Here is a 16,499-nt window from a genome sequence, read left to right as displayed (position 1 = left end):
ACACTAATTAATTGACCCGATTCAATTGTCGAGGTCATGTTCCCCGGAAGCGGAGTTGCGAAGATGTTAACAACGCAACCGCCTCGCGGGGAACGTCATGCAATCGAACCACATTCGCAACATCCTGTGGACCCTGGCGGCGCTGGCAGCCGCCGCGCCAGCGCTGGGATCTGTCGCCGACCACCGCGAATTCGACGCCACGCTTTACGCGCCTTACCAGGCCGAAAAGGCGGACACCGGCGCGCGCACCTTCACGCTGGTGTTCGACTATCCGATGTCGCAGGCGGCCCACGCGGTGCGCTGGCGCGTTGATCTGCTGGCGCCGTCGGGGAAGACGGAGCAGCAGTGGCGTGGCGCGCTCACGCTCACGGGCCGGCCGGCCGCCGTCAACCTGAAGTGGGGAGGGCGGCGCAACGCGGCGTCGATGCCGGACGGCGTGTACCGCGTCCGCATGCGCGCCAACGTTCACGAAGAAGTGATTGAACAGGCCTGGGACATCGCGCTTGGCAAGCTGCCCGCGGCCGCGATGCCGGCATTCGGTGCGATGGCAACCGGGCTCGCGTCGAGCGCGGCACGCGGACCGCTGCCGCCTTCCGCCGCACCGGCAGCCGCATCGCTTCCCTTCACCGTCTATCTCGCCAACCTGCACAGCCAGACGAACCACAGCGACGGCGGTGGAGACCTCGGCAACTGCAAGGGCGCGCAAGGGCCGCAGGGCGGGGCCCAAGGACCGCTCGAAGCCTACGCCTTCGCACAGGCGCGCGGCCTGGACGTGCTGATGGCGTCGGAACACAACCACATGTACGACGGCTCGGACGGATCGAATCCCGAAGCCGGCGCGGACGCCGCCAAAGCGCTGTACCGGCGCGGGCTCGCGACAGCGGCCAGCTTCAGCGAAGCCAACCCCGGCTTCCTCGCGATGTACGGACTGGAATGGGGCGTCATCAACAACGGCGGCCACGTGAACATCTTCAACGCCCCCGAGCTGCTGGCGTGGGAGCGCGACGCGAAGGGCGAACTGCTTGGCGACACGCTGACCGCGAAAGGCGATTACAGCGCGCTGTATGGCCTGATGCGCCAGCGCGGATGGATTGGCCAGTTCAACCACCCATCGGCCGGCGGACAGTTCGCCGTCAACGGTATCGCGATGGGATATACGAAGGACGGCGATGAGGCGATGGCGCTGTGCGAGGTGCTGAACACGTCCGCGTTCTCCACCAACACGCAGGAAGGCGAGACCCGCCGCAGCAATTACGAAATGGCCTGCAACAAGGCGCTGGAAGCGGGTTACCACGTCGCGTTCAGCAGCAACCAGGACAATCACTGCGCCAACTGGGGCGCCGCGTACACCAACCGCACCGGCGTCCTGATCCCGAATGGCACGGCGTTAACCCAATCGAGCTTCATCGAAGCGCTCAAGGCGCGCCGGGTGTTTGCGACGATGGACAAGAACTCGCAGCTGGTACTGACAGCGAATGGCCAGCCGATGGGATCGCGCATCACCAACAGCGGCCCGCTGCGGTTGGTCGCAAACTATGCCAACGCGGATGGCCGGACGGTGGCGAGCGTGTCGATCATCGAAGGCGTCCCAGGCCGGAACGGCACTGTCAGCGAGGCCGCATCGTCGGCGGATGCCACGTTAACGCCCGCTCCTGGAGAACACTTCTACTACGCCCGCATTACCCAGGACGACGGCAAGCTCCTATGGTCCGCGCCGGTCTGGGTAACCCAGCAAGCCGACTAGAAGCCGAGGCTCTTGCCGGCGCCGAGGAGGGTGGCGACGCCGAGGGCGGCGAACAGGGCAGCGGCGATGCCGTGCACCAGCTTGAGCGGCACCTTGTTGGCGATGCGCTCGCCGAAGTACACCGCAGGGACGTTCGCGATCATCATGCCGACCGTCGTCCCGGCCACCACCGCGAGCACCGCGTCGTAGCGCGCTGCCAAAGCCACCGTCGCGATCTGGGTCTTGTCGCCCATCTCGGCGATGAAGAAAGCCACCAGCGTCGTCGCGAACACGCCGTATTTGCCAAGGTTGCTGTCTTCTTCGTCGATCTTGTCGGGGATGAGCGTCCATGCGGCCATCGCGAGGAAGGAGACGCCAAGGATCCAGCGCATCACATCCGGCCCGATCATGGCGTTGATCCACGCACCCAGTGCGGCGGCGAAGGCGTGGTTGGCGAGCGTCGCCACCAGGATGCCCAGCACAATCGGAACCGGTTTGCGGAATTTGGCGGCGAGCAGGAAGGCGAGCAGCTGGGTCTTGTCGCCGATTTCGGCAAGGGCGACGATACCGGTGGAGATGAGGAGGGCTTCCATTGATCTGGCGTTGGACAAAAGGCCGATCATAGCAGGAAGCCCGGTAAATACTGGCGGCGTGGGCATTGCCGGTGCTTTCGCCGCGCTGGCGGAAGTGATATTCTGCACCCGCCCGGGGGCGTGCCGCTCCCGCACCATAACAGAGACGCCCATGACCAAGATGACCTTCCTGCGGGTGGCGGCTGCCGCCATCCTCGCCCAGTGCAGCGCCCTCGCGCTGGCCCTCGATCCGCTTAGCTACGCGCGCTACGACCAGGTGAAAACCAGCGCGCTGCACATGGACCTGAAGGCAGATTTCACCGGGAAGACGCTGTCCGGCTTCGCCGAGCTGTCGCTGAACTGGATCGACAAGAAGGCGCGCACCCTCGACCTGGATACGCGCGACCTGTCGATCTCGAAGGTCGAGGCGCAGGATGCAAAGGGCGTATGGAAGGTGGTCCCATACACGCTGGACCAGCGCGACGCCGAAAAAGGCCAGGCGATGCATGTCAAGCTGTCCGGCCAGCCGCAGAAGGTGCGCATCCATTACCGCACCGCGCCGACCGCAACCGCGCTCCAGTGGCTGTCGCCGGTGCAGACGATGTCGGGCAAGCGCCCATACATGTTCAGCCAGTCGCAAAACATCGAAGCGCGTTCGTGGGTGCCGCTGCAGGATACGCCGGCCGTGCGCTTCACCTACACCGCACGCATCGAGGCGCCGGAAGGCCTGCGCGTGGTGATGAGCGCGGATAACGATCCGAAGGCCACCGGCAAGGGCGGCTGGCGCTTCACGATGCCGCAGGCGATTCCGTCCTACCTGCTGGCGATCGCCATCGGCGAGATCGACACCCGTACCCTCGGCCCGCGCACGGGCGTGTACGCCGAGCCGAAACGCATCGAGGCCGCCGCATACGAACTGGCCGACACCGAGAAAATGGTCGCCGCCGCAGAATCGCTGTACGGCCCATATCGCTGGGGACGTTACGACATGCTGGTGCTGCCGCCGTCCTTCCCGATCGGCGGCATGGAGAACCCGCGCCTGACCTTCCTGACCCCGACCATGATCGCGGGCGACCGCAGCCTGGTCGACCTGATCGCACATGAGCTGGCGCACAGCTGGTCGGGCAACCTGGTGACCAACGCGTCGTGGAAGCACTGGTGGCTCAACGAAGGCTTCACCACCTACGTCACCACCCGCATCCTCGAGAAGATCTACGGCGAAGAAGTCGCGACCATGAACCTGCAGCTGGAACAGGAAGAGGCGCTGACGTCGCTGGCCGAGATCCCTGCGGCCAGGCAGGCGCTGATCACCACGCATCCCGACACCTCGTCGCAGCACTACACCGATGACGCGCTGGCCTATCCGAAAGGCGCGTGGTTCCTGCGCACCCTGGAGCAGCGCGCCGGCCGCGCTGTGTTCGATCCGTTCCTGCGCGGCTGGTTCGACCAGCACGCGTTCCAGAGCGTGACCACCGAGCAGTTCGTCAGTTACCTGCGCAAGAACCTGCTGGAGAAGCATCCGAAGGTCCTGAGCGAAGCGGAACTCGAAGAGTGGCTGTACGGCCCAGGCATCCCCGCAAGCGCGACGCACGCGGTGTCGAAGCGGCTGGCCGCATTGAACGCAACCCGCGACGCCTGGCTGAAGGGCGCCGTGAAAACCTCCCAGCTCGATACCAAAAACTGGAACGCCACCGAGTGGATGAAGTTCCTGAACGATATCGACGAGAAGGCAAACGCCGCCCAGCTCAAGGAACTGGACCAGGCGTTCAAGCTGTCCGGGACCGGCAACAACGAAGTGGCCTTCCGCTTCTACCGCGCGTCAGTCAACGCCGGCTACCGCGATGTTCGCCCGGCGATGGAGGCTTTCCTCATGAGCGTCGGCCGCCAGAAGTTCGTGGTGCCGTTGTACACGGCGCTGCGCAAAAAACCGCAGGACAAGGCATGGGCCGAAAGCGTGTACAAAAAATCGCGTGAACGCTACCACCCAGCCACGCAGAAGAGCGTCGACAAACAGATGGCCGGCAAATAAGAAGGAACAGATCAAGTGCCAAACACGAATAAAATCGCGGCAGCAGTGCTGCTCGCATTCAGCGCCGCCGCCTTCGCGCAGGCTCCATCCGCACCGGCTGCGGCCCCCGCCGCGCAAGCGCCAGCCTTCGACCTGGCCGCGGACGTCAGGCGCACCATGGCCACGTTCGACGTGCCGGGCATCGCAATCGCCATCGTCAAGGATGGCAAGGTCGTCGCGGCGCAGGGCTTCGGGGTGCGCAAGCTGGGCGACCCTGCGCCTGTCGACGGCAAGACGATCTTCGAGATCGCATCGAACTCCAAGGCTTTCACGGCAGCGGCGCTGGCGATGCTGGTCGATGAGGGCAAGCTGGAGTGGGACGACCCGGTCACCAAACACCTGCCGGACTTCCGCATGTACGACGCCTACGTCACGCAGGAAATGACGGTGCGCGACCTGCTGGTTCACCGCAGCGGCCTGGGTCTCGGCGCGGGCGACCTGTTGTGGTGGCCGACCACGCAGTTCACGACCGACGAGATCATCGACCGCCTGAAGTTCATCCGCCCGGCCACCAGCTTCCGCAACAGCTACGCCTACGACAACCTGCTTTATATCGTCGCCGGTAAGATCATCGCGCAGAAGGCTGGCAAGCCGTGGGGCGATGCGGTGCGCGAGCGCATCCTCAAGCCGGTCGGCATGGATACGACCACCACCAGCCTGCTTGAGAACGCCGGCAACGCCAACGTGTCGGACCCGCACAGCAAAATCAACGGCAAGGCGGCGCCGGTGAAGCCGATGCCGGTTGCGAACGCGGTCGGCGCGGTAGGCATCAACACCAGCGCCGAGGATATCGCGCGCTGGATGAACGTGCTGCTCGACCAGGGCCGGATCGGCAAGGATGCGGACGGCAAGGACGTACGCCTGTTCAGCGAAAAGCAGAGCCGCGAGATGTGGACCGAGCAAACGCCGATGAAGATCTCTGAGCCGAAGCCTGCGCTGGCGGCGACCAGGCCCAACTTCTACGCCTATGGCCTGGGCTTCCAGTTGCGCGACTACAAAGGCCGCAAACTCGCGATGCACGGCGGCGCGCTGCAAGGGTTCTATTCGCGCGTGCTGCTGGTACCTGAAGAAAAGCTCGGCATCGCGATCCTGACCAACGCCGAAAGCGGCGGCTCGCTGAGCGCGCTGCAGTACCGCCTGCTTGACCAGTACATGGGCATTGCGCCAACCGACTGGATCAGGATCATCGGCGATATGGAGAAGGAAGCCTACGAGAAGGACCTGGCCGCGCAGAAGAAAGCCAGCGCCACTCGCGCAGGCAAGTCGAAGCCTTCGCTGCCGACGCCGGCGTATGACGGCGAGTACCAGGACGCCTGGTATGGCATCGTCACGATCCGTCCGGAAGGGAAGAAGCGCGTGATGAGCTTCTCGAAGACGCCTGACCTGACCGGCGAGCTCGAACACTTCCAGCACGACACCTTTATCGTGCGCTGGAAGGAGCGTAACTTCAACGCGGATGCGTACGTGAGCTTCTCGCTGAACCCCGACGGCAGCATCGAGCGCATGAAGATGGCGCCGGTGTCGTCGCAGACTGACTTCAGCTACGACTTCGCCGACCTGACCTTCACGCCAGTGAAGAAAGAGAAGGCCAAGGAGTAGTCACGGCGGCGCCAGGCAGCAGCGGTCCGTCCGCATTGTCTGGTATGCCGCGGTAGTGCCGAAGTGTTTTATCGACATCCACTCAGCTTATGATGCCAGCCTTTCCGGCAGACTGAGTTTATCGCTTGACCGAGGTTTTGCCGTTCCACACGTCCATCATGTCGGTGCTGCCCTGGAGGCGGATGCCATTGTCGGAAAGCACCGTTTCAGTGGCCTCCAGCATTTCCTTGCGCGGGAAGACAATCGTTTCGCCGGCGCGCTGGTCGAAGTGGAAGACCACCAGATCATCCTTGAGGTCGCGCAATACCGCCACCAGGTGGGCGAGGCTGCGGACCGGCACCTTGTTAACTGAATAGATCACCGAGGTGAAGCGGTTGCTGTATCCCGCGCTGAGCTTGTGCGGGAAGAATGGCGCGCTGACGACCACCAGTTCTTCGCGCTGCGCATCCGGTTCGTCGCCGCGGCGCGTGATCAGCGGGTTGCCGATAAAGCTGAGCGCGTTGAAGCCCTGAAGGTTCGAGCCGAGCGCGCCGACGAATTCGGCGGTCGCGCGTGCGAACACCATCGGGCCGTAGATGAAGTACGAAGGATAGGCGCCGTCCAGGTCGGGAATCAGCATCTTGCGCTCACCGCCGACCGGCAGCTGGACCTGCATCGGCTTGCCCGCGCGGACCACGGTCAGCGGCACCTTGCCGCCCTTGGCCAGCTGCTGCACGCGGTACTGGAAGCGCACGCGCAGGTTAGGCCCCAGCTTGACCATGCCCTGGTTGTCGATCGGCGCGTCGCCGATGCGCGTGATGATGTCCCACTCCTTCAGCGGGCCGTCGGCCTGGTGTGGACGATGCACGACCGCGCCTTCGATCGACTTGTCGACCTTGAGGAACTGGCGCAGCACCGGGTTCTCCAGCGTCTGCATGTAGTCGAGCATGACCGGCTTGCCGTCGTAGCGGCCATCCGCTACGTCGCGCAGGAAGATCTCGATTTCCTCGTTCGGGATGATGTAACCCATGTTCTGCGCGTTCGATGCGGTCGCGTACGCGAGGCCGATCATCTTGTCGTCGCCGATCGCAGGACCGCCGCTGTTGCCCGGGTTGATGGCTGCATCGATCTGGATGCGCAGGCCGGCGGTGCCGAAGTTGTAGTTGACGAACTCGATGCGCGAGACGATGCCCTTGGTGATCGACAGCGAATTGCCGCCGGTCGGATAGCCGTATGCGAAGACCGCATCGCGCACGCCCGGCAGCATGTTGGTGCGCGCCACCGGCGCGTGCGTGTCGAAGAACGATTCGTCGTCCAGCTTCAGCACGGCCAGGTCGATGCCGCGCGCCATCGCGACGACGGTCGCGCCGATCTTGTCGCCCGACTGGCTGGCCTGTATTTCGACGCGGCTGGCATAGCCGACCACGTGCGCATTGGTCAGGATGCGCTTGCCTTCGATGACGACGCCCGATCCGGTCACGTCCTGCGGTGCCGCTTTGCTCCAAGGCTTGAACAGGTCAGGCCGGCGCAGCGTGGTGAATACCTTGACCACCGAGTTTTCGAGATTGGCGGGAATGACAGCGGGGACAGCGTCGGCGGCTGGAGCAGCTGGCGCTTGCGCGCAGGCGGCAAAGCTGGCTGCAGCCATGAAGGCGGCGGCGATGATGCGGGTGATCGTCATGGTTTTTGTTCTGGTGATGTCGGTGGGTCGATTCTAACGGCTTCATTAATCGGCGACCCAAAAACGTCATTCCCGCTTTCGCGGGAATGGCGGAGGGTGCAGGTTACTGCTTGACGAACTTGAGCGTCATGCGGTCGCTCTCGCCGATGGCCATGTACTTCTCGCGGTCGACATCCTTGTTCGCCAGCGTCGGCGGCAACGCCCACACGCCCTTGTTATGGTCGGCGGTGTCCTTCGGGTTCGCGTTGACTTCCGATTTGCCGGCCAGCTTGAAGCCGACGCTCTCCGCCATCTTGATGACGTACGCCTCGTGCACATAGCCGTTATCCGCGTACGGGCGCGATGCCGGCAGGCGGTGGTCGACCACGCCGAACACGCCGCCCGGTTTGAGCGTCTCATGCACCTTGGTGAAGATCTCTTTCACCTTGTCGTCGCCGGCGCCGATCCAGTTGTGCAGGTTGCGGAAGGTGAGCACCATGTCGGCGCTGCCGGCAGGCGCGATGTTGTAGGCCCTCGGCGGCTCGAACAGGCCGCGCTGCACCTTGCCGTACGCCGCCGCGTCGGACGCCAGCTTCTTGGTGAAGTTGTCCGCGTAACGGCGCGCGCCGGCATTAGTGGACTCCGGCGATTCGCCCGCGCCAATCAGCTTGCCCTTGTCGCGCAGGTAGGGCGCGAGGATCTCGGTGTACCAGCCGCCGCCCGGCGACAGTTCAACGACCGTCATGGTCGGCTTGATGCCGAAGAAGGTCAGCGTTTCGTATGGGTGGCGCGCCGCATCGCGCGCGGCGTTGGCTTCCGAGCGGTGCTTGCCCGCGATGGCTGCCTTGAGCGCGTCGTCGGCGTGGGCAGTGCCTGCTGCAGCGGATGCCGCCAGCAGTGCGGCCAAAATCAGTTTTTTCATGTCTTAGTGTCTCCCAAGGTGGTTGAACGACCGGCGATCATCGGACAAGCCCCGGTGCCGGTCAAGCACATTCTAATACGCATACGTAAGAAGGCTCGTACATACTGTCCGTGCCATGTTCCGGACAGTGCCGCGGACACTCCGGACACCTGCATCGGACGGCCCCGGTTTAAGAAATCAACAACTTAGCAAGTGGCACAAAGATTGCGTGTTCAACTCGCGGTTTTGCTGGTAAGGTTTCTGCTGCTTTTATCGGGCAAACGATTTACGCTGGATGTCTGTACTTACAACAAGAGCGGCCGGCATATGCATGGCGCGCCGCTTCCCTCGGGAGTATTTGGAGATACTATGGAACGACGCGCTTTCCTCAACATCAGCGGCTTAGCCCTCGGTACGATGCTGGTACCGGTTTTCGGGCACGCTGTCGCAGCTGACGAACTACTCAGCCCTCTCGCAGACAAATTCAAGAAGACGCTGGCCGATACGGCCCTTAACGCCGCCACCGCTGCGGGCGCGAGCTATTGCGACGTACGCATTGGCCGCTACCTGAACCAGTTCATCACCACGCGCGACCTGAACGTGGAAAACGTGACCAACACCGAATCCGCAGGCGTCGGCGTGCGCGTCATCTGCAACGGCGCCTACGGCTTCGCCGCGACCAGCGACATGTCGCCGGACTCGGTCGCCGCCGCCGCGCGCCAGGCGGTCGCGATCGCCAAGGCCAACGCCAAGCTGCAGGTCGAGCCGGTGCGCCTCGCGCCGGTCAAGGGCATCGGGGAAGTGAAGTGGGCAACGCCGATCAAGAAGGACTGGCGCGCCGTTCCGATCAAGGAGAAAGCCGAACTGCTGATCGCCGCGAACAAGGCCGGCCTCGATGGCGGCGCAAGCTTCATGCAGTCGCTGATGTTCCAGGTGAACCAGCAGAAGTACTTCGCGTCCACCGACGGCTCGTACATCGACCAGGACGTGCACCGCATGTGGATGCCGCTGTTCGCCACCGCGGTCGACAAGTCGACCAACAAATTCCGCTCGCGCCAGGGCCTGTCGTCGCCGGTAGGCATGGGCTACGAATACCTCGACGCGCGTCCTGAAGACAAGCTGAAGGCGGCAGGCGGCGTCTGCACGCTGTACAAGAATTCGTATGACCTGATCGAAGATGCGCGCGCCTGCGGCCGCCAGGCCAAGGAGAAGCTGACTGCCAAGTCGGTCGTGCCGGGCAAGTACGACCTGGTGCTCTCGCCTGAGCACATGTGGCTGACGATCCACGAATCGGTCGGCCACCCGACCGAACTCGATCGCGTGCTTGGCTACGAAGCCAACTACGCAGGCACCAGCTTCGCTACCCTCGACAAGTGGCAGACCAAGAAATTCAAGTACGGCTCCGAGCGCGTCAACATCGTCGCCGACAAAGTGGTGCCGGGATCGCTGGGCGCCGTCGGTTACGACGACGAAGGCGTGCCGACCAAGCGCTGGGACATCATCCGCGACGGCATACTGGTCAACTACCAGGCCACGCGCGACCAGGCCCACATCATCGGCGAAAAAGAATCGCATGGCTGTTCGTATGCCGACAGCTGGAGCAGCGTGCAGTTCCAGCGCATGCCGAACATCTCGCTCGAAGCGGGCAAGAAGAAGCTGACTCCGGACGAGATGATCAAGGACGTCAAGAAGGGCATCTACATCGTTGGCGACGGTTCCTTCTCGATCGACCAGCAGCGTTATAACTTCCAGTTCGGCGGCCAGCTGTTCTACGAAATCAAGGACGGCAAGATCGGCGCGCAGCTCGAGGATGTCGCATACCAGTCGAACACCCAGGAATTCTGGAACGCGTGCTCGGCGATCTGCGATGAGCGCGACTGGCGCATGGGCGGCTCCTTCTTCGACGGCAAGGGCCAGCCATCACAGGTCAGCACCGTCTCGCACGGATCGAGCACCACGCGCTTCAACGGCATCAACGTCATCAACACCGCTCGCAAGATCGGCTAAGGCAAGGACCAACATGAAACTTCTGAATTCTGAAGAAACCAAGCGTATTTGCGACCGCGTGCTGGCAATGTCGAAAGCCGACGAATGCAGCGTGACCCTGAGCGGCAGCCGCACCGGTAACATCCGTTATGCGCGCAACAACGTCTCGACTGCGGGCCTGGTCGAAGACACCCAGCTGGTGGTGCAGGTCGCGTTCGGCAAGAAAGAGGGCACGGCGACCATCAACGAGTTCGACGACAGGTCGCTCGAAAAAGTCGTACGCCGCGCTGAAGACCTTGCGCGCCTCGCACCCGAGAACCCGGAGTACATGCCGGCAGTGAGCAAGCATGCGTTCAAGGCAAGCGGCACGTACAGCGCGAAAACGGCTGCCATCGATCCCGACTTCCGCGCGCAGACTGCGGCGTACAGCATTGAAGAGAGCCGCAAGAACAAGCTGATCGCCGCGGGCTTCTTTACCGACAACGCGTCGTTCGAGACCATCGCCAATTCGAACGGCGTGTTTGGACACCAGGAAGAAACGGGCCTCGATTTCACCTGCACGGTGCGCACCGAAGACGGTCGCGGTTCGGGCTGGGTCAACCGCTCCGCCAATGACGTATCGCGCTTCGACGTGCGTGAAGCGTCCAGCGTGGCGATTGAAAAAGCGCTGCGCTCCGTCGAGGCGAAAGCGCTGGAGCCAGGCCGCTACACAGTGATCCTGGAGCCTGCCGCAACCTCCGAACTTCTCTCCGTCATGATGGGCGGCTTCGATGCGCGTCGCGCCGATGAAGGCCGCAGCTTCCTGTCCAAAAAGGGCGGCGGTAACCGCCTGGGCGAAAAGCTGTTCGACCAGCAGGTCAACATCTGGGCCGATCCGTGGAATCCGGACGTGCCTGTGCTGCCGTGGGATTCGCAGAACATGCTGCCGCGCGAGCGCATGGCGCTGATCAAGGATGGCAAAGTGGCGGCGCTCGATTACTCGACGTTCTGGGCCAAGAAGCAGGGCGTGCGTGCCGTCGGCGCACCGGGCAACATCATCATGGCCGGTACCGACAAGTCGACCGCGGACCTGATCGCCAGCACCAAGAAGGGCATCCTGGTCACCCGCACCTGGTACATCCGCATGGTCGATCCGCAGTCGGTGCTGCTCACCGGCCTGACGCGCGACGGCACCTTCTACATCGAGAACGGCAAGATCAAGTATCCGATCAAGAACTTCCGCTTCAACGAAAGTCCGGTCACGATGCTGAACAATATCGAGGAAATCGGCAAGCCGCAGATCATCGGCCGCGACGAAGGCCGTTTCGCAATGGCGATTCCGCCAATGAAGGTCCGCGATTTCAATTTCACGTCGCTGTCCGACGCAGTTTAAAAAGTTTGGAGTAATAGAGTGGAACGACGTACCTTCCTTAAAATCGGCAGCGGCGCCGCGGGCGCCATGCTGATTCCCGTGTTCGGCAACGCCATCGCTGCCGAAGAGTTGATGAACCCGGTCGCGGTCGCATTCAAGAAGTCGCTGGCCGACGCCGCGATGAACTCTGCCACCAAGGCCGGCGCCAGCTACTGCGATGTTCGCATTGGCCGCTACCTGAACCAGTTCATCACCACCCGCGACCTGAATGTCGAGAACGTCGTCAACACCGAGTCGACCGGTGTCGGCGTGCGCGTGATCGCGGGCGGCGCCTACGGGTTCGCGGCGACCAACGACCTGTCGCTCGATGGCGTGGCCAATGCGGCGCGCCAGGCGGTTGCCATCGCCAAGGCCAACGCCAAGCTCCAGTCCGAGCCTGTGCGCCTGGCGCCGGTCAAGGGCGTGGGGGAGGTAAGCTGGGCGACGCCATACAGGAAGGACTGGCGCACCGTTCCGGTCAAGGAGAAGGCGGACATGCTGATCGCAGCGAACAAGGCCGGCATGGATGCGGGCGCGAACTTCATGACCTCGACCCTGTTCCAGGTCAACCAGCAGAAGTACTTCGCATCGACCGACGGTTCGTACATCGACCAGGACGTCCATCGCCTGTGGGCGCCGTTCACCGCGACCGCGGTCGACAAGGCCACCAACAAGTTCCGCACCCGCGACAGCCTCGCCGCGCCAGTGGGCATGGGCTACGAATACTTCGACGCGCGCAAGGAAGACAAGGTCATGGCCGCAGGGGGCGTCACGACCCTGTACACCAAATCGTACGACATCATCGAGGATGCTCGTTCGGCCGGACGCGACGCGCGCGCGAAGCTCACCGCCAGGAGCGTCGAACCAGGCAAGTACGACCTCGTGCTGAGCCCTGAACACCTGTTCCTGACGATCCACGAATCGGTTGGACACCCGACCGAACTCGATCGCGTGCTCGGCTACGAAGCCAACTACGCGGGCACCAGCTTCGCCACCCTCGACAAGTGGCAGACCAAAAAATTCAAGTTCGGCTCCGAGCGCGTCAACTTCTTCGCCGATAAAACCACTCCGGGTTCGCTCGGCGCGGTCGGCTACGACGACGAAGGTGTAGCATCGAAGCGCTGGGACATCATCAAGGACGGCGTGCTGGTGAACTACCAGGCGACGCGCGACCAGGCCCACATCATCGGCGAAAAAGAATCGCACGGCTGCTCCTATGCGGACAGCTGGGACAGCGTGCAGTTCCAGCGCATGCCGAACATCTCGCTCGCGGCAGGCAAGGAGCGCCTGACGCCGGACGAAATGGTCAAGGACGTCAAGAAGGGCATCTACATCCTGGGCCGCGGTTCGTACTCGATCGACCAGCAGCGCTACAATTTCCAGTTCGGCGGCCAGATGTACTACGAGATCAAGAACGGCAAGATCACCGGCCCGATCGAAGACGTGGCGTACCAGTCGAACACCCAGGAATTCTGGAATGCCTGCAGCGCGATCTGCGATGAGCGCGACTGGCGCATGGGCGGTTCCTTCTTCGACGGCAAAGGCCAGCCTAGCCAGGTAAGTGCGGTATCGCACGGCTCGTCGACGACGCGCTTCAACGGCGTCAATGTGATCAACACCGCGCGCAAGATCGGCTAAGGGAAAATATGAAACAGCTGAACCAGGAAGAAGCAAAGCGCATCTGCGACCGCGTGCTCGGATTCTCGAAGGCCGATGAATGCCGCGTGACGATCAGCGGCGGGCGCACCGGGAACATCCGTTACGCTCAGAACAGCGTATCGACTGCAGGGCTGGTCGAAAACACCGAGCTGACGGTCAGCGTCGCTTTCGGCAAGCGCCAGGGCACCGCGACCATCAACGAGTTCGACGAGAAGTCGCTGGAAAAAGCCGTGCGCCGCGCCGAGGATGTGGCACGCCTGGCGCCGGAAAACCCGGAGTTCATGCCGGCGGTCCGAAAGCAGGCGTTTAAGCCATCGAACACCTTCCGCGCCTCGACGGCCGCAATCGATCCGGCATTCCGCGCCGATGTGGCGTCGCACAGCATCGTCGCCGGCCGCAAGAACAAGCTCGTCACGGCAGGCTTCTTCACCGACACCACCGGCTTTGAAACCATCGCAAACTCGAACGGCGTGTTCGGCCACCAGGAGTTCACCAACCTGAGCTTCACCTGCACCGCGCGCACCGAAGACGGCCGCGGTTCGGGCTGGGTCACGCGTTCGGTCAACGACGCCAGCAACTTCGACCCGCGCGAAGCATCGCAGGTAGCGATCGAAAAGGCGCTGCGTTCGGTGGACGCCAAGGCGCTGGAACCGGGCCGCTACACGGTCATCCTGGAGCCGGCGGCGACTTCCGACCTGCTCAGGTTTATGTTTAACGCATTCGATGCCCGCCGGGCCGACGAAGGCCGCAGCTTCCTGTCGAAGAAGGGCGGCGGCAACCGGCTGGGCGAAAAACTGTTCGACGAACAGGTCAACATCTGGGCCGATCCGTGGGACAAGGATGTACCGGTGCGCCCATGGGACAACGAGTCGATGCTGCCGCGCGAACGTACCGACATTATCAAGGACGGCCGCATCGCTTCGCTCGACTACACGCCCTTCTGGGCGCAGAAACAGGGAGTCGAAGCGAAGGGCCGCCACGGCAACATCATCATGGCCGGCGGCACCCGCTCGCTGGAAGAGATGATCGCGTCGACCAAAAAGGGCATCGTTGTCACGCGCACCTGGTACATCCGCATGGTCGATCCGCAGTCGCTGCTGCTGACGGGACTGACGCGCGACGGCACCTTCTACGTCGAAAACGGCAAGATCAAGCATCCGGTGAAGAATTTCCGCTTCAACGAAAGCCCGGTGTCGATGCTGAACAACGTCGACGAACTTGGCAAGCCGGTCGTCATGGGCGGCGAAGGAAGATTCCAGATGGTGCTGCCGCCGATGAAGATCCGCGACTTCAACTTCACGTCGCTGTCCGACGCGGTTTAAACAGGTAAGGGATGGCGAGCTACGATTTCTACTTCACGCGCCTGATGTACGACTCGGGCGACTGGGACGTGGACATCCGCATGCCCAGCAACGTGCTCAACTCGCTGGTGGAATACACCACCTTGCGGGTTGATCCCGTCGAACGCGTGGTTGCGCTGTCCGATCCGAAGATGCTGGAAGCGCCGTTCTGCTACCTGGCAGGGCACAAGCTGGTGCAGTTCTCGCCGGCCGAGCGCAAGAACTTCGAGCGCTACGTGCGCGGCGGCGGCTTTGTGTTCGTCGACGACTGCAATCACGACGTCGACGGGCTGTTCGCCAAATCGTTCGAAGCCGAGCTGGCGCGCATGTTCGGGCCCAAGGCGCTGCACAAGATCCCGAACAACCACCGCATCTATTCGAGCTTCTTCGAATTCGACGGCCCGCCGAATACCGGCGTCGAGCTCAATGGCTGGGGTGACGACCTTGTGCACGATTACCTGAAGGCGATCGAGTTCAACGGCCGCGTGCGGGTGCTGTATTCGAACAAGGACTACGGCTGCGAGTGGGACTACGACTTCCGTAACAAGCGCTTCCTGGCGATCGACAACACGCGCTTTGCAGTCAATATTATTCAGTACGCATTGGGAGCTTGAAAGTGTCGGAACGTGATGCAATAGCATGGAATGAATCCGAAGTAGCCGACCTGACCGCGCGCGTAAAGGCGCTCACGGCCAGCATGTCGAAGGTGATCATCGGGCAGGACAAGGTGATCGAATCGCTGGTCATCTGCCTGCTCGCGGGCGGCCATGCGCTGGTCGAAGGCGTGCCGGGACTGGGCAAGACACTGCTGGTCAAGTCGCTGGCGCAGGCCACTGACATGCAGTTCCGCCGCGTGCAGTTCACGCCCGACCTGATGCCGTCCGATATCGTCGGCACCGAGATCCTCGAGGAAGACACCACCACGCACCAGCGCGTGTTCCGCTTCCAGAAGGGCCCCGTGTTCACGCAGGTGCTGCTGGCCGACGAGATCAACCGCGCGCCGCCGAAGACCCAGTCGGCACTGCTGGAAGCGATGCAGGAGCGCTCGGTGACTTTCGCGGGCCACACCCACAGGCTGCCGCAGCCTTTCTTCGTGCTGGCGACCCAGAACCCGATCGAGCAGGCCGGCACCTATCCGCTGCCGGAGGCACAGCTCGACCGCTTCCTGCTGCGCATCGACGTCGGCTATCCGACCGAGGACGAAGAGATGATGATGGTCTCGCGCACCACCCACGCGGGATTGCAGGATGCGGAGCCGGCGATGGACGTGCAAACCCTGCTGCGCCTGCAGCTGCTGGTACGCGATATCGAAATCGGCGACCACCTGCTGCGCTACGCCACCCGCCTGGTGCGCGCGACGCGGCCGCAGGACACGAAGGTGGCGAGCATCACCAAACACGTCGGCTGGGGCGCGGGTCCGCGCGCCGGACAGGCGCTGGTACTGGCATCCAAGGCGCGCGCGCTGATGCATGGCCGCCTCGCCGTCACGCGCGAAGATATCGGCGCGATGCTGCTGCCGGTGCTGGCACACCGCGTGCTGCGCAACTTCGAAGCTGAAGCGGACGGTGTAGCTATCGCCGACATCCTGCAGTCGCTGCGCAACGAGATCAAGGTCGACTGAG

12 protein-coding genes are annotated in these 16,499 nt (G+C 63.1%); 9 read left to right on the top strand and 3 right to left on the bottom strand.

Annotated features, from left to right (window positions below):
- Positions 1-97 precede the first annotated feature (97 nt).
- Positions 98-1,744 carry a CehA/McbA family metallohydrolase gene (locus HHL21_RS20485; RefSeq protein WP_169469362.1) on the top strand — a complete coding sequence of 549 codons (1,647 nt, stop codon included), beginning with the start codon at positions 98-100 and terminating at the stop codon, positions 1,742-1,744.
- On the opposite strand, the gene HHL21_RS20480 is transcribed toward HHL21_RS20485, so the two are convergent.
- Positions 1,741-2,316, bottom strand: a complete 576-nt coding sequence (locus tag HHL21_RS20480) for a TMEM165/GDT1 family protein (protein WP_169469361.1) — start codon at positions 2,314-2,316, stop codon at positions 1,741-1,743. The genes HHL21_RS20485 and HHL21_RS20480 overlap by 4 nt on opposite strands.
- A 151-nt stretch (positions 2,317-2,467) precedes the next feature.
- Between HHL21_RS20480 and HHL21_RS20475 the strand changes: the two genes are divergently transcribed.
- Together HHL21_RS20475 and HHL21_RS20470 are read left to right on the top strand one after the other, a co-directional pair.
- A complete protein-coding gene (locus tag HHL21_RS20475) occupies positions 2,468-4,324 on the top strand; it encodes a M1 family metallopeptidase (protein ID WP_169469359.1) in 1,857 nt (618 codons plus the stop codon).
- Between the two features lie 15 nt (positions 4,325-4,339).
- On the top strand, positions 4,340-5,962 hold the full coding sequence (locus HHL21_RS20470) for a serine hydrolase (protein WP_169469357.1): 1,623 nt from the start codon (positions 4,340-4,342) through the stop codon (positions 5,960-5,962).
- Positions 5,963-6,080: 118 nt separating this feature from the next.
- Here the strand turns inward: HHL21_RS20470 and HHL21_RS20465 are convergent, their stop codons facing one another.
- Complete coding sequence (locus HHL21_RS20465) at positions 6,081-7,622, bottom strand: S1C family serine protease (RefSeq protein ID WP_229496646.1); 1,542 nt, start codon at positions 7,620-7,622, stop codon at positions 6,081-6,083.
- Positions 7,623-7,725: 103 nt separating this feature from the next.
- Positions 7,726-8,523: a class I SAM-dependent methyltransferase gene (locus HHL21_RS20460; protein ID WP_169469355.1), complete on the bottom strand. Its 798-nt coding sequence runs from the start codon at positions 8,521-8,523 to the stop codon at positions 7,726-7,728.
- 348 nt (positions 8,524-8,871) lie between these two features.
- Here HHL21_RS20460 and HHL21_RS20455 point away from each other — a divergent pair, with 348 nt between their 5' ends.
- Genes HHL21_RS20455 through HHL21_RS20430 form a run of 6 tightly spaced genes read left to right on the top strand, consistent with a single transcriptional unit; the run spans position 8,872 to position 16,498 of the window.
- Positions 8,872-10,509, top strand: a complete 1,638-nt coding sequence (locus tag HHL21_RS20455) for a TldD/PmbA family protein (RefSeq protein WP_169469354.1) — start codon at positions 8,872-8,874, stop codon at positions 10,507-10,509.
- A gap of 13 nt (positions 10,510-10,522) precedes the next feature.
- Positions 10,523-11,860 carry a TldD/PmbA family protein gene (locus HHL21_RS20450; RefSeq protein ID WP_169469352.1) on the top strand — a complete coding sequence of 446 codons (1,338 nt, stop codon included), beginning with the start codon at positions 10,523-10,525 and terminating at the stop codon, positions 11,858-11,860.
- Between the two features lie 18 nt (positions 11,861-11,878).
- Positions 11,879-13,516, top strand: coding sequence for a TldD/PmbA family protein (locus HHL21_RS20445; RefSeq protein WP_169469350.1), 1,638 nt, complete (start codon positions 11,879-11,881; stop codon positions 13,514-13,516).
- Between the two features lie 8 nt (positions 13,517-13,524).
- Entirely contained in the window at positions 13,525-14,859 is a 1,335-nt protein-coding gene (locus tag HHL21_RS20440; RefSeq protein ID WP_169469348.1) for a TldD/PmbA family protein, read from the top strand.
- Between the two features lie 11 nt (positions 14,860-14,870).
- Positions 14,871-15,491 (top strand): DUF4159 domain-containing protein, encoded by a 621-nt coding sequence (locus tag HHL21_RS20435; protein ID WP_169469346.1) that lies wholly within the window; start codon positions 14,871-14,873, stop codon positions 15,489-15,491.
- A gap of 2 nt (positions 15,492-15,493) precedes the next feature.
- Positions 15,494-16,498, top strand: coding sequence for an AAA family ATPase (locus HHL21_RS20430; RefSeq protein WP_370659772.1), 1,005 nt, complete (start codon positions 15,494-15,496; stop codon positions 16,496-16,498).
- Position 16,499: the final 1 nt, after the last annotated feature.

Source organism: Massilia polaris (genome assembly GCF_012927275.1).
Lineage (GTDB): Bacteria > Pseudomonadota > Gammaproteobacteria > Burkholderiales > Burkholderiaceae_D > Telluria_A > Telluria_A polaris.
Note: the sequence above shows the minus strand (reverse complement) of the source record. Positions and strands in the feature narration are given on the sequence as shown.

What these genes read in the sequence shown, in the direction of transcription:
- HHL21_RS20485 (WP_169469362.1), top strand. Translation starts at nt 98, where the DNA reads ATGCAATCGAACCACATTCGCAACATCCTGTGGACCCTGGCGGCGCTG.
- HHL21_RS20480 (WP_169469361.1), bottom strand. Translation starts at nt 2,316, where the DNA reads ATGGAAGCCCTCCTCATCTCCACCGGTATCGTCGCCCTTGCCGAAATC.
- HHL21_RS20475 (WP_169469359.1), top strand. Translation starts at nt 2,468, where the DNA reads ATGACCAAGATGACCTTCCTGCGGGTGGCGGCTGCCGCCATCCTCGCC.
- HHL21_RS20465 (WP_229496646.1), bottom strand. Translation starts at nt 7,622, where the DNA reads ATGACGATCACCCGCATCATCGCCGCCGCCTTCATGGCTGCAGCCAGC.
- HHL21_RS20460 (WP_169469355.1), bottom strand. Translation starts at nt 8,523, where the DNA reads ATGAAAAAACTGATTTTGGCCGCACTGCTGGCGGCATCCGCTGCAGCA.
- HHL21_RS20455 (WP_169469354.1), top strand. Translation starts at nt 8,872, where the DNA reads ATGGAACGACGCGCTTTCCTCAACATCAGCGGCTTAGCCCTCGGTACG.
- HHL21_RS20450 (WP_169469352.1), top strand. Translation starts at nt 10,523, where the DNA reads ATGAAACTTCTGAATTCTGAAGAAACCAAGCGTATTTGCGACCGCGTG.
- HHL21_RS20440 (WP_169469348.1), top strand. Translation starts at nt 13,525, where the DNA reads ATGAAACAGCTGAACCAGGAAGAAGCAAAGCGCATCTGCGACCGCGTG.
- HHL21_RS20435 (WP_169469346.1), top strand. Translation starts at nt 14,871, where the DNA reads ATGGCGAGCTACGATTTCTACTTCACGCGCCTGATGTACGACTCGGGC.